Origin of the sequence: Bradyrhizobium zhengyangense, assembly GCF_022012435.1 — a bacterium.
GTDB lineage: Bacteria > Pseudomonadota > Alphaproteobacteria > Rhizobiales > Xanthobacteraceae > Bradyrhizobium > Bradyrhizobium zhengyangense.
The window spans coordinates 107,603-124,732 of sequence record NZ_JAKLUA010000012.1; the positions used below are offsets into that span (position 1 = coordinate 107,603).

The 17,130-nt window shown below is 62.8% G+C and carries 19 protein-coding genes; 11 read left to right on the forward strand and 8 right to left on the reverse strand.

Annotated elements, in window-relative coordinates; translation table 11 throughout:
* The first annotated feature begins 62 nt into the window (after positions 1-62).
* Positions 63-545, forward strand: a complete 483-nt coding sequence (gene cynS / locus L6637_RS29575) for a cyanase (protein WP_237865692.1) — start codon at positions 63-65, stop codon at positions 543-545.
* Between the two features lie 51 nt (positions 546-596).
* Here cynS and purB read toward each other — a convergent pair whose 3' ends face one another.
* Together purB and L6637_RS29585 are read right to left on the reverse strand one after the other, a co-directional pair.
* Positions 597-2,036, reverse strand: a complete 1,440-nt coding sequence (gene purB / locus L6637_RS29580) for an adenylosuccinate lyase (protein ID WP_237872695.1) — start codon at positions 2,034-2,036, stop codon at positions 597-599.
* A gap of 85 nt (positions 2,037-2,121) precedes the next feature.
* The gene (locus tag L6637_RS29585; RefSeq protein WP_237865694.1) at positions 2,122-2,445 is read right to left on the reverse strand and encodes a DUF1476 domain-containing protein; all 324 of its coding nucleotides are present in this window, start codon (positions 2,443-2,445) and stop codon (positions 2,122-2,124) included.
* 320 nt (positions 2,446-2,765) lie between these two features.
* Between L6637_RS29585 and purC the strand changes: the two genes are divergently transcribed.
* The 3 genes from purC (at position 2,766) to purQ (ending at position 4,669) form a co-directional block, all read left to right on the forward strand.
* Positions 2,766-3,533: a phosphoribosylaminoimidazolesuccinocarboxamide synthase gene (gene purC / locus L6637_RS29590; RefSeq protein ID WP_172782948.1), complete on the forward strand. Its 768-nt coding sequence runs from the start codon at positions 2,766-2,768 to the stop codon at positions 3,531-3,533.
* A 13-nt stretch (positions 3,534-3,546) separates the two neighbouring features.
* Complete coding sequence (gene purS / locus L6637_RS29595) at positions 3,547-3,786, forward strand: phosphoribosylformylglycinamidine synthase subunit PurS (RefSeq protein ID WP_015685059.1); 240 nt, start codon at positions 3,547-3,549, stop codon at positions 3,784-3,786.
* Positions 3,787-3,967: 181 nt separating this feature from the next.
* Positions 3,968-4,669: a phosphoribosylformylglycinamidine synthase subunit PurQ gene (purQ, locus tag L6637_RS29600; RefSeq protein ID WP_237865695.1), complete on the forward strand. Its 702-nt coding sequence runs from the start codon at positions 3,968-3,970 to the stop codon at positions 4,667-4,669.
* Here purQ and L6637_RS29605 read toward each other — a convergent pair.
* Complete coding sequence (locus L6637_RS29605; protein WP_237865696.1) at positions 4,641-5,624, reverse strand: DMT family transporter; 984 nt, start codon at positions 5,622-5,624, stop codon at positions 4,641-4,643. The two genes, purQ and L6637_RS29605, sit on opposite strands and share 29 nt — an antisense overlap.
* A 75-nt stretch (positions 5,625-5,699) precedes the next feature.
* The gene (locus tag L6637_RS29610) at positions 5,700-6,179 is read right to left on the reverse strand and encodes a PaaI family thioesterase (protein WP_237865697.1); all 480 of its coding nucleotides are present in this window, start codon (positions 6,177-6,179) and stop codon (positions 5,700-5,702) included.
* Positions 6,180-6,362: 183 nt separating this feature from the next.
* Here L6637_RS29610 and purL point away from each other — a divergent pair, with 183 nt between their 5' ends.
* Complete coding sequence (purL, locus tag L6637_RS29615; protein WP_237865698.1) at positions 6,363-8,573, forward strand: phosphoribosylformylglycinamidine synthase subunit PurL; 2,211 nt, start codon at positions 6,363-6,365, stop codon at positions 8,571-8,573.
* A 59-nt stretch (positions 8,574-8,632) separates the two neighbouring features.
* Here the strand turns inward: purL and L6637_RS29620 are convergent, their stop codons facing one another.
* Positions 8,633-9,823: an acyltransferase family protein gene (locus L6637_RS29620; protein ID WP_237865699.1), complete on the reverse strand. Its 1,191-nt coding sequence runs from the start codon at positions 9,821-9,823 to the stop codon at positions 8,633-8,635.
* 184 nt (positions 9,824-10,007) lie between these two features.
* On the opposite strand from L6637_RS29620, the gene L6637_RS29625 reads away from it, so the two are divergent.
* Positions 10,008-10,181: a DUF1328 domain-containing protein gene (locus tag L6637_RS29625; protein WP_083514194.1), complete on the forward strand. Its 174-nt coding sequence runs from the start codon at positions 10,008-10,010 to the stop codon at positions 10,179-10,181.
* Between the two features lie 122 nt (positions 10,182-10,303).
* Here the strand turns inward: L6637_RS29625 and L6637_RS29630 are convergent, their stop codons facing one another.
* Positions 10,304-10,663 (reverse strand): DUF427 domain-containing protein, encoded by a 360-nt coding sequence (locus L6637_RS29630; RefSeq protein ID WP_237865700.1) that lies wholly within the window; start codon positions 10,661-10,663, stop codon positions 10,304-10,306.
* 210 nt (positions 10,664-10,873) lie between these two features.
* Between L6637_RS29630 and L6637_RS29635 the strand changes: the two genes are divergently transcribed.
* Positions 10,874-11,110: a BolA/IbaG family iron-sulfur metabolism protein gene (locus L6637_RS29635; RefSeq protein ID WP_057747323.1), complete on the forward strand. Its 237-nt coding sequence runs from the start codon at positions 10,874-10,876 to the stop codon at positions 11,108-11,110.
* A 39-nt stretch (positions 11,111-11,149) separates the two neighbouring features.
* Entirely contained in the window at positions 11,150-12,343 is a 1,194-nt protein-coding gene (locus tag L6637_RS29640; RefSeq protein ID WP_237865701.1) for a low temperature requirement protein A, read from the forward strand.
* Between the two features lie 13 nt (positions 12,344-12,356).
* Here the strand turns inward: L6637_RS29640 and egtD are convergent, their stop codons facing one another.
* Positions 12,357-13,328 (reverse strand): L-histidine N(alpha)-methyltransferase, encoded by a 972-nt coding sequence (gene egtD, locus L6637_RS29645; RefSeq protein WP_237865702.1) that lies wholly within the window; start codon positions 13,326-13,328, stop codon positions 12,357-12,359.
* 48 nt (positions 13,329-13,376) lie between these two features.
* Positions 13,377-14,675, reverse strand: a complete 1,299-nt coding sequence (egtB, locus tag L6637_RS29650; protein ID WP_237865794.1) for an ergothioneine biosynthesis protein EgtB — start codon at positions 14,673-14,675, stop codon at positions 13,377-13,379.
* A 240-nt stretch (positions 14,676-14,915) separates the two neighbouring features.
* Here egtB and grxD point away from each other — a divergent pair, with 240 nt between their 5' ends.
* The 3 genes from grxD to L6637_RS29665 are packed head-to-tail and all read left to right on the forward strand — an operon-like array spanning position 14,916 to position 17,129.
* Positions 14,916-15,242, forward strand: a complete 327-nt coding sequence (gene grxD / locus L6637_RS29655) for a Grx4 family monothiol glutaredoxin (RefSeq protein ID WP_128926634.1) — start codon at positions 14,916-14,918, stop codon at positions 15,240-15,242.
* Positions 15,243-15,245: 3 nt separating this feature from the next.
* Entirely contained in the window at positions 15,246-15,797 is a 552-nt protein-coding gene (locus L6637_RS29660; protein ID WP_237865703.1) for an O-acetyl-ADP-ribose deacetylase, read from the forward strand.
* A 45-nt stretch (positions 15,798-15,842) separates the two neighbouring features.
* Positions 15,843-17,129 (forward strand): serine hydrolase domain-containing protein, encoded by a 1,287-nt coding sequence (locus L6637_RS29665; RefSeq protein WP_237865704.1) that lies wholly within the window; start codon positions 15,843-15,845, stop codon positions 17,127-17,129.
* The last annotated feature ends 1 nt before the right edge of the window (position 17,130 follow it).

Sequence of the window (17,130 nt, forward strand, 5' to 3'; positions counted from 1 at the left end):
TGGCACGTTTCGTGCCTCCGAAAGCGGCAGGCCCATCACATGCCTGACCAACGGAGACCTGCATGAAACGCGAAGACCTCACCGAAAAGCTGCTCGACATCAAGCGCGAGAAGGGCTGGAGCTGGAAACACATCTGCGAAAAAATCGGCGGCTATTCCGAGGTGCTGATAACAGGCGCGATCCTCGGCCAGATGAAGCTGACGAAGCCGCAGGCCGCCAACGCCGCCGAGCTGTTCGGCTTGTCGAAAGCCGAGACCGCGATGCTGAATGAGACGCCGATGCGCGGCATGCCGATGCCGCCGACCGACCCCCTGATCTATCGCTTCTACGAACTGGTGATGGTCAACGGTCCGGCCTGGAAGGCGCTGATCGAGGAGGAATATGGCGACGGCATCATGTCGGCGATCGATTTCGACATGGTGATGGAGCGTTTGCCCAACCCGAAGGGCGATCGCGTCAAGATCACGATGTCAGGCAAATTCCTGCCGTACAAATATTACGGCGCTAGCGGCAACGTGCCGGAATACGGCTTCAAGGAGGGCTAAGAGGCGAATGGCGAGTAGCGAACCGTTCGCTACTCGCACGTCGCTATTCGCTTACAGGATCGCGCCCGGCGTGTATTTGGCCGCCTCGGGCTTCGCCCTGGCCAGCGCGTCGACCTGCTCGGCGAAATAATCGACCTGGGCGCCGGCGTCGCCGGAATTGGCGCGGCCGTGCTCGAGCACTTGGCTCAGCTCGGCTTCGCTGAGGCCGAGGCGCTGGTCGGCGGCGAGGCGCTTGAGCAGATCGTTCTGCACGATCTTGCCGGTGCGCAGGTCTCTGATGGCGGCGACCGCATGCTCCTTGATCGCTTCATGCGCGCCTTCGCGGCCCGCACCCTTCTTCACCGCCTCCATCATCACCGTGGTGGTGAGCAGGAAGGGCAGATAGCGGTTGAGCTCGGTCGCGACGACGGCGTCAAATATTTCCATCTGGTCGAGAACCGAGAGCAGGGTCTCGAGCAGGCCATCCATGGCGAGGAAGGCGTCGGGCAGCATGACGCGGCGCACGACGGAGCAGGAGACGTCGCCCTCGTTCCACTGATCGCCGGCAAGGCCAGCGGCCATCGCGAGATAACCCTTCAACACCACATGCAGGCCGTTGATGCGCTCGCAGGAGCGGCTGTTCATCTTGTGCGGCATCGCGGACGAGCCGACCTGGCCCTTGGCAAAGCCTTCGCTGGCGAGTTCGTGGCCCGCCATCAGCCGCAGCGTCTTGGCGAAATTGCCGGGACCGCTGGCGAGCTCGGTGAGCACGCTGACGGCGCGGAAGTCGAGGCTGCGCGGATAGACCTGGCCGACCGCATCGAAGCTCTTGGGCAGGCCGAGATGGACGAGAATGCGCTGTTCGAGCGCGCGTGCCTTGCCGGCATCGCCGTTGAACAGGGTGATCTGGTCGAGCCGCGTGCCGACCGCGCCCTTCAGGCCGCGCGCGGGATAGCTGTCGAGCACGCTGACGAGGCTCTGGTGCGACACCAGCATCTCCTCCCCGAACATGGCGATGCGCTTGCCGAGCGTCGTGACCTGCGCGGCCACATTGTGCGTGCGCGCCGTGAACGGCATGTCGCGCAATTGCTTGGCGTGCTTGGCAAAGCGAATGAGCGCGGCGATGCTCTTGGTCTCGATCAGCTGGAGGCCGCGATAGACCTGCAACTGCTCCACGTTCTCGGTGAGGTCGCGGCTGGTCATGCCCTTGTGCAGGTGCTCGTGACCGGCGAGGTCACAGAACTCCTCGATTCTCGCCTTGACGTCGTGGCGGGTGATGCGCTCGCGCCGCATGATGGAGTCGAGGTCAACCCGGTCCTTGACGCGCTCGTAAGCCTCGATCACGCCATCGGGCACCGGGATACCGAGATCGCGCTGGCCTTTCAGCACGGCGATCCAGTAGTCGCGTTCGAGGCGGACCTTGCCTTCGCCGCTCCAGATGGCGCGCATGGCAGGCGAGGCGTAACGTTGGGCGAGGACGTTGGAGATGTGATCCTGAGACATGCCGCCCATTTGGCATTGCCGGGGGCTGGCTGCAAGCCCGGGAGGCGGGCGGCTCACGGGCCTTCCATGGCCCATCCGCCGCGCGCTGTTGGGATTACTTGCCGCCCTTCACCTCGGCCGCCGCGACCGCAATCAGCTCGCTCATCTTGGCCCGAATCGTCGGCTCGGTGACGGCCACGTTCCTGGCGGCGAAATCGGCCATGACCTTGCGCAGGACGTCGCCATCGCCGGCCTCCTCGAAATCGGCTGCGACCACCTCCCTGGCATAGGCGGTGGCGGCTTCGCCCGTGATTCCGAGCTTTTCGGCCGCCCACAGCCCCAGCAGACGGTTACGGCGGGCCTCCGCCCTGAACTTCTGCTCCTCGTCGAGGGCAAACTTCTTCTCAAAGCCTTCTTCGCGCTTGTTGAATTCGCTCATGCGTCTTCCGATTCCTCAGGGCTATGGACGTGGGCCCTCCTCGTTGCGAGGGCCCCTCTGCATGCCTAGATAAAGGGCATGATCGGCGAAACAACGAGCCGTAAAGCCGCAGGCAAGGCGGTATAAGTCAGCGTCGGATGGGCCGGATCGATTGTGCTGGGACAGCCAATCGGATAGGTTGCCTGAAGGCTTGGTTCCCGTTCTGTTTCCGAGAGTTATAGACGGGTTCCGGGCCGTTCACGGCAGCTCCGCTGTGGGTCGTAACCTGGTAACCGGAGCACACCAAATACATGGATTTCAACAAAACACGGTACATCCCAATGAGCCGTCGGCGTCGCATTTATGAAGGCAAGGCAAAGGTTCTTTACGAAGGTCCGGAGCCCGGTACCCTGATCCAGCACTTCAAGGACGACGCTACCGCGTTCAATGCCAAAAAGCATCAGGTGATCGAGGGCAAGGGTGTCCTCAATAACCGGATCTCGGAGTACCTGTTTCAGCACCTCAACGACATCGGGGTGCCGACCCACTTCATCCGTCGGCTCAACATGCGCGAGCAGTTGATTCGCGAGGTCGAGATCGTGCCGCTCGAAGTGGTGGTGCGGAACGTTGCCGCCGGCTCGCTGTCGCAGCGCCTCGGCATCGAGGAGGGGACCCAGCTGCCCCGTTCGATCATCGAATTCTACTACAAGAACGACCAGCTCAACGACCCCATGGTGTCGGAAGAGCACATCACCGCGTTCGGCTGGGCGACGCCCCAGGAGATCGACGACATCATGGCACTCGCCATCCGCGTCAACGATTTCCTCACCGGCCTCTTCCTCGGCATCGGCATCCGCCTCGTCGACTTCAAGATGGAATGCGGCCGGCTGTTCGAGAACGAGATGATGCGCATCATCGTCGCCGACGAGATCTCGCCGGACAGCTGCCGTCTCTGGGACATCAAGTCGAACGAGAAGCTCGACAAGGATCGTTTCCGCAGGGACCTCGGTGGACTGCTCGAGGCCTATACCGAAGTCGCAAAGCGCCTCGGCATCCTCATGGAGAACGAGCGTCCGCAGGGCACGGGTCCCGTGCTGGTGAAGAGCTAAGAGGAATATCGACGTGAAGGCACGTGTGACCGTTACCCTGAAGACCGGTATCCTCGATCCGCAAGGCAAGGCCATCGAAGGCGCGCTGAAATCGCTCGGCGTCGACGGCGTCGCCAGCGTCCGCCAGGGCAAGGTGTTCGACATCGAGCTCGCCGGCGCCGACAAGGCCAAGGCGGAAGCCGCGCTGAAGGACGCCGCCGACAAGCTGCTCGCCAACACCGTGATCGAGAACTATCGGGTCGAACTGCTTTGACGGATCGGGTCACTAAGCAAGAGCTTCTTGATCTTGCTCTGATGATCCTACGCGACGTTGAGAAGGTCGTATCTTCAATCGACCAACACCTGCTTGAAATGCGGGCCTGCGGGCAAGAAATGTCGGCGCAAAGACAACTCTTGCCTGAGGCTTCGCAGGATTTTTCGAAGGTCCCTCTCCAATGAAAGCCGCCATCCTCGTCTTCCCCGGAATCAATCGCGAGCGCGACATGGCGCGTGCGTTGAAACTCATCTCGGGCCACGAGCCCCAGATGGTGTGGCACGCCGAGACCTCGCTGCCTGCTGGCACTGATCTCGTGGTTGTGCCCGGCGGTTTCTCTTACGGCGATTATCTTCGCTGTGGTGCGATTGCGGCGCGGGCGCCTGTGATGGATGCGGTGCGCGACTATGCGGCCAAGGGCGGCCTCGTGCTCGGCGTCTGCAATGGTTTCCAGATCCTCTGCGAGTCCGGTCTTTTGCCCGGCGTGCTGATGCGCAATGCGCGGCTGAAGTTCATCTGCAAGGACGTGCATCTGCGCGTCGAGCGTTCCGACACGCCGTTTACCCGCGGCTACAATGCCGGCCAGGTCATTCGCGTGCCGGTCGCCCATGGCGAGGGCAATTACGAGGCGGATGAAGAGACCATCAAGCGGGTCGAAGGCGAGGGACGTGTGCTCTATCGCTATTGCTCGGCTGATGGCGTGGTCGACGAGGCCAACAACATCAACGGCGCGGCACATTCGATCGCCGGTCTCGTCAACGACAAGGGCAACGTGCTCGGCATGATGCCGCACCCGGAAAACCACGTCGAAGACATCATGGGCTGCACCGACGGCCGCGGCCTGTTTGCAGGCCTTACCGCGCATCTCGACCAGGCGGCGTAAGCCGCTTCAGCCGTTCCGCCGGCACCGTCATGGCGGCAACGCCCGCCATCACCAGCATCACGCCCAGCGCCAGGTTTGCCGGTACGCTCTCGCCGAGCAGCAGCACCGACAGCGCGACTCCGATCGGGATGCGCAGATACCCCTGCGCATTCGTGGTCAGCGTGCCGAGCCGACCGAGGCACATGTAGAACAGCATCAAGCCGAGTGCGCTGGAGACGATGCCCATGACGATGGTGGCAAGGATTGCGGTTGCTGTCGGATGCAGCGTCCAGGGCTGGTCGACGATCAGTGACGGTGGCAGCAGCACGAGACCGCCGAATAGCAGCGAGCCGGCCGCCACCACCATCGGGTCGTAATCGGACAGCCTGAGGCCGAAGATCGTCGCGCAGGCAAAGGAGATGGTGGCGAGCAGGATCGCAATCTCGGCAATGATGTCGCTGCCGAAGCCGTGCAGCGCGTCGAGACCGATGATGGCGACGGTGCCGGCAAGACCCAGGATCGCGCCCACGAGCTTCAGCAGCGTTGCCGGTTCATGCCGCGTGATCAGTGAGGTGATCAGGAATGCGAAGATCGGTGTCGTCGAGGCCAGCACCACCGTGTTGGACGCCGGGACATATTGCTGCGACCAGGTGATGACCAGAAATGGAAAGGTCGAGTTGATCAACTGCTGCGTCGCAAACAGCTTCCAGGCCTTGAGGTCGGTCGGGACCCTGACGCCGCGTACCCACAGGATCGCAAACAGGAAGGCGGCCGCGATCAGCGAGCGCACCGAGATGAAGGTGATGGGCGGAATCGTGGGAAGCGCCAGCTTGGCCAGCGGGTAGGTCGAGCTCCAGCAGCAGGCGAGCGCGAACAGCAGCGCGTAATCGCGCCAGGTGCGCGCGCCGGTGGAGGGGTTGGACGGCGATGACAATGTTGCGGCCGCTATGTGGCCCGGCGACGTGCTCTTCGGCACCTTGCGATAGCTCCCCGCGCAGCAGCGCTTCCAACAAAGTCTGGGCGAGGGGGCGCGAAAAGGGAAGCTGTCGAGCTATGCGTTTGCCTGTAGTGCCGGCTTCCGCTTCACCCGCTTGATCGTTCCGGAGAAGGTGAACAGCGGCCGGCCGGCAGACGCCAGCTTGCCCCGCAGGAAGATCAGCGAGCCGCCGGCGCGGGAGACCTCGCCTGTGCATTCGACCAGCTGGCCCTCGCGGGCGGCATCGAGGAAATCGCAGGCGAAATTGGTGGTCACGGCCGGGCCGTCCAGCTCGTGGGTGGCGATCGCGAACAGGCAATAATCGGCGAAGGCCATGAAGCAGCCGCCATGGACGTTCCCGGAGCCGTTCAGATGCTTCTTCTCGACCCGGAAGGCGCAGCGGACGCTGCCGTCGTCCTCGATCTTGTGCCAGAACGGGCCGATATGGCTCTCAAAACTGTCGCGAATCCAGGTCCGCCAACCCCTGAACTCGCCCTCGGTGGCGACATGCAGGTCGGGGCGGCGGGTGGAGGGGACTTTGGTCAATTCGTGCAAGGAAATGGGCCTTCAATTACGGGTCTTTAGCCCTTAAATCCGATCCGTCGGCGCCTTGCAATTCCCGTTCCCGCCGACCCACCTTGCAAAACGTGGGACAGCGGGAAAATGCGCCATAAAGGGCTTTTCGAAGCCGTCCGATCTTCCTAAGAACGGCAAAACGCCGCCGAAAGCTCCGAATCCATGAAGAACGAACCCAAGATCACCCCCGAGCTGGTTGCCGCCCACGGGCTCAAGCCCGACGAGTACGAGCGCATCCTGAAGCTGATCGGACGGGAGCCGACCTTCACCGAGCTCGGCATCTTCTCGGCGATGTGGAACGAGCACTGCTCGTACAAATCCTCGCGCATCCATCTGCGCGGCCTGCCGACCAAGGCGCCCTGGGTGATCCAGGGCCCCGGCGAGAATGCCGGCGTGATCGACATCGGCGATGGCCAGGCCGTGGTCTTCAAGATGGAGAGCCACAACCACCCGAGCTACATCGAGCCCTATCAGGGTGCGACCACCGGCGTCGGCGGAATCCTGCGCGACGTCTTCACCATGGGCGCGCGCCCGATTGCCTGCCTCAATGCGCTGAGCTTCGGCGCGCCCGAGCACGCCAGGACCCGGCATCTCGTGTCGGGCGTGGTTGCCGGCGTCGGCGGCTACGGAAATTCCTTCGGCGTGCCGACGGTCGGCGGCCAGGTGCGCTTCCACACCCGCTATGACGGCAACATCCTCGTCAACGCGATGGCGGTGGGCCTCGCCGATGCCGACAAGATCTTCTATGCGGCGGCCTCCGGCGTGAACATGCCGATCGTCTATCTCGGCTCCAAGACGGGCCGCGACGGCATCCATGGCGCCTCGATGGCCTCGGCCGAGTTCGACGACAAGTCCGAGGAGAAGCGTCCGACCGTGCAGGTCGGCGATCCCTTCGCTGAAAAGCTGCTGCTCGAAGCCTGCCTAGAGATCATGGAGAAGGGCTGCGTCATCGCGATCCAGGACATGGGCGCGGCGGGCCTGACCTGCTCGGCGGTGGAGATGGGCGCCAAGGGCGATCTCGGCGTCGATCTCGATCTCGACGCGGTGCCGACCCGCGAGATGGGCATGAGCGCCTACGAGATGATGCTCTCGGAAAGCCAGGAGCGCATGCTCATGGTGCTCAAGCCTGAGAAGGAAAAGGAGGCCGAGGCCATCTTCAAAAAGTGGGGCCTCGACTTCGCCGTGGTCGGCTACACCACGCCGAGCAAGCGTTTCGTCGTCAAGCATGGCGGCGACGTCATGGCCGATCTGCCGATCAAGGAGCTCGGCGACGAGGCGCCGCTCTATGACCGCCCGCATGTGCCGTCAGCTGCACTGCCGGTCGTGCATGCCCGCGAGGTCCCGGCGCCGATGGCGCTCGGCGCGGCGCTCGAGAAGCTGATCGGCACGCCCGACATGTGCAGCAAGCGCTGGGTTTGGGAGCAGTACGACCACGTCATTCTCGGCAACACCATGCAGCGCCCCGGCGGCGATGCCGCCGTGGTGCGCGTGCAGGACGGGCCGAAGGGCCTTGCGCTGACTGTCGACGTCACGCCGCGCTATTGCGAGGCCGATCCGTTCGAGGGCGGCAAGCAGGCGGTGGCGGAAGCCTGGCGCAACATTACCGCGGTCGGCGGCAAACCGCTCGCGATCACCGACAATCTCAACTTCGGCAATCCTGAGCGGCCCGAGATCATGGGCCAGTTCGTCGGCTGCCTGAAGGGCATCTCGGAAGCCTGCCGCACGCTCGACTTCCCGGTCGTCTCAGGCAACGTCTCCCTCTACAACGAGACCAACGGCCGCGCGATCCTGCCGACGCCATCGATCGGCGGCGTCGGCCTGCTCGACGATTTCACCAAGTCGGCCTCGCTCGCCTTCAAGGCCGAGGGCGAGGCGATCCTGCTGGTCGGCGAGACCCATGGCTGGCTCGGCCAGTCCGTGTACCTGCGCGACATCTGCGGTCGCGAGGAAGGTGCGCCGCCGCCGGTCGACCTTACCGCCGAGAAGCGCAACGGTGACTGCGTGCGCGGCATGATCCATGCGGGCACCGCAACCGCGGTGCACGATCTTTCCGACGGCGGCCTCCTGATCGCGCTTGCCGAAATGGCGATGGCGAGCGGCATTGGCGCAAAGCTGCTGGCGGCCCCGACCTCGCTGGTCTCGCAGGCCTATTGGTTCGGCGAGGACCAGGCGCGGTACCTCGTCACCGTGCCGGAAACCGAAGCCGGCCGTGTGCTGGCCAAGATGCGCGGCTGCGAGGTGCCTTGCGTGCGTATCGGCACCACCGGTGGCGATGCGATCGCGATCGCAGGAGAGGCGCCTGTCACGATCGATGCACTGCGCAAGTCGTTCGAGCGCTGGCTGCCGGAGTACATGGGCGGCAAGGCGGCGTAAGGCTGCATCTTCAGACCCTTAGCCTGGATTGCGCTGCGCTCGATCCGGGCTACAGGCGGCTACAATACCCGCGTCGCGCCGGGAATCGTCCGCAAGGCGGCTGTTACGCCCCAGCTGAAAATCACCGTCAGCACGAACACAGTCAAAGCCTTCGCAACTGCAGGCAAGTTGTAGTCGAACAGCCAGTATTGCAGCCACAACGTGATCGGGTAGTGCACCAGGAACATGCCGAAGGCGGCGGACTGCATCGGATCGAGCAGCATCGCTGAGCCTGACTGCCTGAACCGCTGGAAGAAGGCCAGGATCAGAAACATGATGGCCACGCTGAAGACGGTGACGTTGAGCGCGTAAATTCCTTCATACCAGTTCGGCAGCGGCGACGGATTCCCGAGTATCTCCCGCTTGATGAAGATCAGCACCCACAACAGGCAATACGGAACGATCGCCAGGACCAGCCACTCCCAGCTCACTTTCGCCATTCTGCCCTCAGCCGAGAGCAGTCCGCGATCCATGTTCGCAACGCCAATGCCGGCGCCGAAAAAGAAGTAGGTCGCGTAGAGCAACACGCGTCCGTGCTGGACCGAAAAAGGTCCGAACTCGAACCAGCTGCTAGGTCCGAAATACATCAGCCCGGGGACATAGAACGCGGCGCTGACGGCCAGCATGACCGCGAAGAATTCCGCGGGTCGGCGCCGTCCGCGCACCGACAGGCGGTTGATCGGGTCGAGCAGGTTGGGCCGCAGCCGGTACAGGAGGCATGCGATCAGGTCGAAGGCGAACAAGACCCAGAGGAACCAGATCGGCCCTGATGGCCACGGGCCTTTCGTGATCGTGGTCCACCAGAACTGTGAAAAGCCGATCTCGGGATCATTCCGCAGCGAGATGGCGTAATAGGCGATTGGAATGACCGTGAATGCGCAAACCACGAACGGGATGCCGAGCCGACGGATGCGGTCTTCCAAATAGCTCGCCGCTCCCTTGCGAGCGATTCCAGACCACGCGAACAGCCCCGACAGGAAGAAGAACATCGCCATGAAGAAGCTGTCGGTGGCGAGCACGATCATGTCGAAGCCGAAGAAGAACTTCGGGTCGGTATGACCGAAATAGGTGTAAGGGATAACCGCATGGTGCAGCAGCACCACCAGCGTCAGGAAGGTGCGAGCGCGATCGAGCGATAAATTGCGCGTCTTGGTCTTCGGCTCGGCATACGTCTCTGCGCCCATCGTCGCAGAAGTTGACATCGTCATCATGGCCGCCCCAGTCGCGTTTCCGTCCCGGCCGGACCTGTGCCGCCGGGACCCCGATTCAGCAAGCGCAGTTTGCGCCGCGACATTCTTCCATCGTGCCTTAGGAACCAGTTCCGCGCAACGCGGTTAGCGTTCCCGAAACGGTGAGCGGCCGCCGACTGCGGCCGCCAATGTTGCGGAGCTGGCGATGACGATCCTGAAATGGGCCCTGATATTCCTGCTGATCTCGATCGTGGCCGGTGTGCTCGGCTTCACCGGCATCTCGGCCGCCTCCGCCGACATCGCCCGTTTCCTGTTCTACGTCTTCGTCGTGATCTTCCTGGTGCTCTTGATCCTCGGGCTCACGGTATTCAGGGCGTAGCGCGACCCGTCCTTCCGGGATGGTGCGTTAGCACCAGACCCGGAATCTCGAGATTCCACGATGCGCAATTGCGCACCCGTGGTTCGCGTCTGCGACGCGCCCCGGAATGACGTCACCTCCAACTACCCCACTTCCTCGATCTTCACCTTGTCCGGATAGAAGGCGAGATGGCCTGAGATCTCCGTCATCGCCGGGAAGGGCGTCTCGTAGGTCCAGATCGCGTTGTCGAGCGTCTTGCCGTCGGCCTTGATGCTGTAATAGCTGGCGTCGCCCTTGTAAGGGCAGTGGGTGGTGCGCTCGGTGCGTTCCAGCAACGTCATGTTGGCGTCTTCTCGCGGCAGATATTGCACCGCCGGATATCTGGCCTCTTTCAAGGTCAGCGCCTTGGTGCTTTCGGCGATCACGATGTCGCCCGCCGTCACGCGGACGCGGCGGGGATTTTGGGTGATGGTGATGGGGTGGTCGGGGCCTGGAAGCTTCATGATTTCACGCCTTTTCGATCAATCTGCCGCGCGCGGCACTTTGTCGTGCCTTTATCCTGATGGGATCAGGGATATAGTGCCTGAAGGCGTGACGTAGAAGGCCGTTCACGCTAAGTTTGGCGCTGCCGGTCCCGGGGACCCCGGCAAACGATTCGACGCCAAGTCTGTTAGTCGACAAGTCTGTCAGCCGACACAAGGAGTAAGACCCGAATGCCCATGGACGCCCACGATATCGAGGCGATGATCAAGGCAGCGATCCCCGATGCCGAAGTGACCATCCGTGACCTCGCCGGCGATGGCGACCACTATGCCGCGACCGTGATCTCGGAATCTTTCCGCGGCAAGTCCCGCGTCCAGCAGCACCAGATCGTCTATCGGTCCCTGCAGGGCCAGATGGGCGGTGTGCTGCACGCGCTGGCGCTGCAAACCGGCGTACCAAGTGCTTGAATAGATTGCACCTGACCTGATCGCGCGACGGGGACGCTGATGGCTGCGGACAATCCGCGCGGCGCGATGTTTCGCGTCATCGTGCCGAACCAGCCCAGCCGCGTCACCAATGCCGAGCTGTTCTTCGACCTCGTCTTCGTCTTCGCCGTCACGCAAATCTCGCACACGCTGCTGAACCACTTCACGCCCCAAGGCGCGGTCGAGGTTACGCTGCTGTTCCTGGCGGTGTGGTGGGTGTGGGTTTACACGGCCTGGGTCACCAACTGGCTCAATCCCGACCTGACGCCGGTTCGCATCCTGATCTTCCTGATGATGCTGGGCGGCCTCGTGCTGTCGACGACGATCCCGACGGCGTTCGATGGCCGCGGACTCTGGTTTGCGATCGCCTATGCGGCCATGCAGGTTGGACGCACCGCGTTCTGGCTGTTCGCGACCCCGCGCCATCGCACCGCCGTGCGGCACAATGCGATCCGCATTCTGGTCTGGCTCTGCGGCTCCGCGGTCTTCTGGATCCTCGGCGGTCTCGCCCATGGCGAGGAGAGGCTGTGGTTCTGGATCGTGGCGCTCGGAATCGAATACGTCTCGCCCGCGGTCCGCTTCTGGGTCCCGAAGCTCGGCTTTTCGTCGGTCGAGGCCTGGGCCGTCGAGGGCGGCCACATGGCCGAGCGCTGCGCCGGCTTCATCATCATCGCACTCGGCGAAGCCGTCGTCGTCAACGGCGCGACCTTCGCCGAGCTGAACTGGAGCGCGGACAACATTCTGGCTTTCGGCGCGTGCCTCGTCGGGAGCATCGCGATGTGGTGGGTCTATTTCCACAAGGGCGCTGAAGCCGGCTCCGAGGTGATCTCGAAAGCGGCCGAATCCGGCCGGCTGGCGCGGCTCGCCTACACCTATCTGCACATGCCGATCGTCGCCGGCATCATCCTGACCGCGGTCTCGGACGAGTTGGTGCTGAAGCACCCAACCGGGCATTCCGATGTCCGCACCATCGTCAGCACGATCGGCGGTCCCTTGGTGTTCCTGGTCGGAACCATCCTGTTCAAGCACTCGATCCGCGGCTTCCTCCAGCTCTCCCACGGAATCGGAATCATCGCGCTCGCGGCGCTGTGGTGGTTCGCCGCAGACCTCCCGCCGCTCTGGCTGACGGTCGCGACGAGCCTGATCATGATCGTCGTCGCGGTGTGGGAGTCGGTGTCGCTCGGATCGAAGCCGGAAGAGACTAGGGAGCGTTGAGGCGCCGGAGCCATTACTCCGCCGCCTCCAGCGCGTGCACCGAGAACATCTTCGCTGCATCCGTCCAGCTCTCGCGCACGCGCCAGCCGGCGCCCTGTGCCAAGGCAGCAAAACGCTCAAGGCTGTATTTGTAGCTGTTTTCGGTGTGAATGCTCTCGCCCGGCCGGAACGAGAAGCTGGTGCCGAGCAGGCGCACGGTCTGGCTCTTGCGGCTGATCAGATGCATCTCGATGCGGTGCCGATCGTGATTGTAGATCGCACCATGGGTGAAGGCGGAGAGGTCGAAATTGCCGCCGAGCTCGCGGTTGATCCGCACCAGCACATTGAGATTGAACCGCGCGGTGACGCCGGCGGCATCGTTATAGGCGGCGTGGAGCAGGCGCTCCTCTTTCTCGAGGTCGGCGCCGATGATCATCTGCGCGCCCTTGCCCAGGATCTGGCGGGCGCTCCTCAGGAACGCCTGCGCTTCATGGGGCTCGAAATTGCCGATGGTCGAGCCCGGGAAGAAGCCGACCTTCGGCATCGATGCAACCGCCCTGGGCAGCTCGAACGGCGTGGTGAAGTCGGCGGCCACCGGATGGATGCCGAGCGAGGGGAAGTCGCGCTTGAGCCCATTGGCCTGGGCTTGCAGGAAATCGCCGGAAATATCGACCGGGACATAGGCTGCGAATCTGGACTGGTTCAGGAGCAGGCGGACCTTCGTGGTGGCGCCTGCGCCGAATTCCACCAGTGCGGCATTTTCAGGGATGATCCTTGCGATCTCGCTGCCGCGCTCCTTCAGGATCGATAGCTCGGTGCGCGTCGGATAATATTCCGGCAATCGCGTGATCGCCTCGAACAGCTCAGATCCTGTTGCGTCGTAAAAATACTTCGGCGACAGCTTTTTCGGCTGCTGCGAGAGGTGCTCGATCGCCTCGCGGGCGAACGCGGTCGTCTGCTCGTCGGGAAGATGGGCTTCGGCCAAAGCGCTGGCGTGCACATTCATGATATTCTCCTGAACGCGCTGTCCGGCGCGTATTTCCTCGGATGAGAACTAGAAATAGTCGGCTAGCCGCAACCCCGTGAACTGCCAGCGGTGATGCGGATAGAAGAAGTTGCGATATGTGACGCGGCTGTGACCGTCGGGTGTCGCCAGCGAGGAGCCACGCAGCACCAGCTGGTTGACCATGAACTTGCCGTTGTATTCGCCGAGCGCGCCTTCGACGGCGCGGTAGCCGGGGTAGGGGGAATACGACGAACGCGTCCATTGCCAGACGATGCCGAAGGCGTCGTTGAGCTGCTTGGTGCGCGCCGCGACCTCCCATTCCATCTCGGTCGGCAGATGCTTTCCGGCCCAGCGCGCAAACGCATCGGCCTCGTAATAGCTGATGTGGCAGACCGGCGCGTCGGGATCGACCGGCTTGACGCCGGCAAGCGTCATCACATGCCACTGCCCGTCGATCTCGCGCCAATGGCCCGGAGCCTGCCAGTCTTCCTTGCTGGCCGCGGCGAAGCCATCCATCAGCCACAACGTCGCATGCCGATAGCCGCCGTCACGCATGAAGGCGAGCCATTCGCTGTTGGTGACGAGATTGCGCGCGATTCTGACCGGACCGACGAGCGCACGATGCGCGGGCTTCTCGTTGTCGAAATGAAAGGTGTCGTCGACATGGCCGACGGTGTGAATGCCTTCGTTGAGCGTCAGCCAGTCCTCGCCTGCGCGCGTCGCGGCCGGAAAGCGCCACTCCTTGTCGTAAGCCGGATAGACGGGGTTCTGCGCGAAGGCGTGCAGGATGTCGGTGTACATCAACTCCTGATGCTGCTGCTCATGGTTCAGCCCGACCTCGACCAGCGGCGCGATTTCGCGGAGCTTGTCGTCGCCGGCCGCGCGGAAGAATTTGACGACGGCGGCATCGACATGGCTGCGATAGGCGCCGACCTCGGTGGCGCTGGGCCGCGTGATGTCGCCGCGATGATTGCGGGCGTGGCGGGGGCCGGCGCTGACGTAATAGGAATTGAACAGGAAGGCGAAGTCGGGGTGGAAGGGGCGGTAGCTAGGGGCGTGCTCGCCGAGCAGAAACTGCTCCCAGAACCAGGTGGTATGGGCCCGATGCCATTTCGCCGGGCTCGCGTCCGGCATGGACTGGATCTGCTGGTCCTCGGGCGACAGCGGCGCGGCCCGCCGCTCAGTCTCGGTACGGACGGCCAGAAACGCACTCTCCAGCGCCTGTGCGAGGCCGCCAGAGGCGGCCGATGGTGACGAAAGCGGCTGATCGGCCATAGCGGAGGCTTGTTTCGTCACGTTTTTCTCCAGACAGGACAAGAGAACGTTGTTGGCGAGACCGGGTTCCAAAACCAAGGTTCGTCCTAGATAGGCGCTCCGTTACGGTATGAAAGTCCTCCCCGGTGATGATATTCGTGTCATCATGCAATGGCGCCGGGGCCGCCCGGACCTGATATCCGGGGACCATTCGCCGCCATTTTACTTTGGATGCACAACGGTTTGGGCTACATATATAGGCAGGTATCGGGTTAAATCGGCTGAGCCGGCCCGGATTGATAGGTGAGGGCTCTGCCCCAGAAGGACACGGATATGAGCATCGCGGAATTCATCGACAACGAAGTGAAGTCGAACGACGTGGTTCTGTTCATGAAGGGGACGCCGCAATTTCCGCAGTGCGGTTTCTCCGGCCAGGTCGTGCAGATCCTCGACCACGTCGGCGTCGGCTATAAGGGCCTCAACGTGCTCGAATCCGCCGAGCTCCGTAACGGTATCAAGGAATATTCGAACTGGCCGACGATCCCGCAGCTTTATGTGAAGGGCGAGTTCATCGGCGGCTGCGACATCGTGCGCGAGATGTTCCAGGCCGGCGAATTGCAGCAGCTCTTCTCCGAGAAGGGCGTCGTCGTCGCGGCTTGATCCGTGACAGTGCTGACGCGTCGGATCGGCGGCGTGCAGCTCGAAATCATCGTCGCTGACATCACCAGCCTCGGCGTTGACGCCATCGTCAACGCCGCCAACTCATCTCTTCTTGGTGGAGGCGGCGTCGACGGTGCGATCCATCGCGCGGCCGGGCCCGATCTGGTCGCCGAATGCCGCATGCTCCACGGCTGCAAGACGGGCGATGCGAAGATCACCAAAGGCTACCGCCTCAAGGCCGCGCACGTGATCCACACCGTTGGACCGGTCTGGAACGGCGGTACGCAGGGTGAGGACGATCTGCTCACCTCCTGCTATCGTCGCTCGATGGAACTGTGCGGGAAGCACAAGCTGTCCTCGGTGGCATTCCCCGCGATTTCGACCGGTATTTTCCGCTTTCCTGGCGGGCGGGCCGCGAAGATTGCGATCGATACGACCATTGAAGCCTTGCCGGCCGCGCCATTGGTGGGCCAAGTCATATTCTGTTGTTTTTCGGAGACGAGCGCCGCGCTCCACACGGACGTTTTGGCACGGCACGGCAGCCCTTGTGCCTGACAACGCGGTCAGTACACTCCACCAGCCATGTTCCGGGGAGGGGATATGATTTCACATTTTGCACGATTTGCGTTGGTCTGCGGCGCGCTTGTCTCGCTTGGCGCAATGTCCCTTGCGCGCGCGGAGGGCACCTACGAGATCCCGGCCGGCGCGCATTTCAATCCGGACAAGCTCGCCAAGGTGACCGAGTTCTTCAAGAACGAGGTCGCGACCGGCAAGATCGCCGGCGCGACCGTGCTGATCCAGCAGCACGGCAAGCCTGTCTATCACGAAGCCTTCGGCGTCCAGGACGTGGTCAGCAAGGCGCCGATCACCGACAAGACGATCTTCCGCCTGTCGTCGCTAACCAAAACGATCACCTCCGTTGTGGCGATGCAACTGATCCAGGACGGAAAGTTCAAGCTCGACGATCCCGTTTCGAAATACATTCCCTCCTTCGCAAATGTGAAGGTCGGTGAGGAAAAGAAGGCCGAGGACGGCACCAAGACGCTCGAGCTGGTACCGCTGGCCCGGCCCATCACCATTCTCGATTTGATGCGCCATACCTCCGGGATCACCTACGGCTTCTACGGCGACAGTCTGGTTCGCAAGGCCTATCGCGACGCCAACATCTACGCGGGCGAATTCGATCTCGCCGAGTTCGCCGAGCGGATCGCCAAGCTGCCGCTGCACAACCAACCCGGCGCGCTCTGGCAGTACGGCCATTCCACCGACATTCTGGCGCGGATCATGGAGATCGTGTCCGGAAAGACATTGTTCGAAATCGAGAAGGAAAAGCTGCTCGATCCGCTCGGTATGACCGATACAGGCTTCTTCGTTACCGAACCGGAGAGACTGAAACGGCTCGCCCAGCCGCTGCCGAACGACAGCGATTTCCGGGTCGGCCGCCAGTACAGGACTGAGGTTCGCCAGAAGTGGGAATCCGCCAGCGGCGGCATGGTTTCGACCATGGCCGATTATGAGCGCTTTGCGCAGATGCTGCTCAACGGCGGCAGTCTCGACGGCAAGACCATTCTCAAACCCGAAACGTTCAAGCTGATGGCGACCGACCAGATCGGCCCGGGCTCCGGCGTTGAGCGGGACTACTTCTATTTTCCCGGTGACGGTTTTGGCATGGGACTTGGGTTTGCCGTGCGTACCGATCCCGGTAATGCCAAACCGCCGCCTCCCGGCGATCTCGGGGAATTGAAGTGGGACGGCGCCAGCGGTTGCTATTTGGTGATCGACCGCAAGCAGGACATGTTCTTCGTGCTGCTGGAGCAGACCCCGACCGAGCGGCAGCGCGTCCAACGGACATTGAAGCAACTGGTCTATGAAGCCATGGAGAACTGAC

What these genes read in the sequence shown, in the direction of transcription:
- cynS (WP_237865692.1), top strand. Translation starts at nt 63, where the DNA reads ATGAAACGCGAAGACCTCACCGAAAAGCTGCTCGACATCAAGCGCGAG.
- purB (WP_237872695.1), bottom strand. Translation starts at nt 2,036, where the DNA reads ATGGGCGGCATGTCTCAGGATCACATCTCCAACGTCCTCGCCCAACGT.
- L6637_RS29585 (WP_237865694.1), bottom strand. Translation starts at nt 2,445, where the DNA reads ATGAGCGAATTCAACAAGCGCGAAGAAGGCTTTGAGAAGAAGTTTGCC.
- purC (WP_172782948.1), top strand. Translation starts at nt 2,766, where the DNA reads ATGAGCCGTCGGCGTCGCATTTATGAAGGCAAGGCAAAGGTTCTTTAC.
- purQ (WP_237865695.1), top strand. Translation starts at nt 3,968, where the DNA reads ATGAAAGCCGCCATCCTCGTCTTCCCCGGAATCAATCGCGAGCGCGAC.
- purL (WP_237865698.1), top strand. Translation starts at nt 6,363, where the DNA reads ATGAAGAACGAACCCAAGATCACCCCCGAGCTGGTTGCCGCCCACGGG.
- L6637_RS29620 (WP_237865699.1), bottom strand. Translation starts at nt 9,823, where the DNA reads ATGATGACGATGTCAACTTCTGCGACGATGGGCGCAGAGACGTATGCC.
- L6637_RS29625 (WP_083514194.1), top strand. Translation starts at nt 10,008, where the DNA reads ATGACGATCCTGAAATGGGCCCTGATATTCCTGCTGATCTCGATCGTG.
- L6637_RS29630 (WP_237865700.1), bottom strand. Translation starts at nt 10,663, where the DNA reads ATGAAGCTTCCAGGCCCCGACCACCCCATCACCATCACCCAAAATCCC.
- L6637_RS29635 (WP_057747323.1), top strand. Translation starts at nt 10,874, where the DNA reads ATGCCCATGGACGCCCACGATATCGAGGCGATGATCAAGGCAGCGATC.
- L6637_RS29640 (WP_237865701.1), top strand. Translation starts at nt 11,150, where the DNA reads ATGGCTGCGGACAATCCGCGCGGCGCGATGTTTCGCGTCATCGTGCCG.
- egtD (WP_237865702.1), bottom strand. Translation starts at nt 13,328, where the DNA reads ATGAATGTGCACGCCAGCGCTTTGGCCGAAGCCCATCTTCCCGACGAG.
- grxD (WP_128926634.1), top strand. Translation starts at nt 14,916, where the DNA reads ATGAGCATCGCGGAATTCATCGACAACGAAGTGAAGTCGAACGACGTG.
- L6637_RS29665 (WP_237865704.1), top strand. Translation starts at nt 15,843, where the DNA reads ATGATTTCACATTTTGCACGATTTGCGTTGGTCTGCGGCGCGCTTGTC.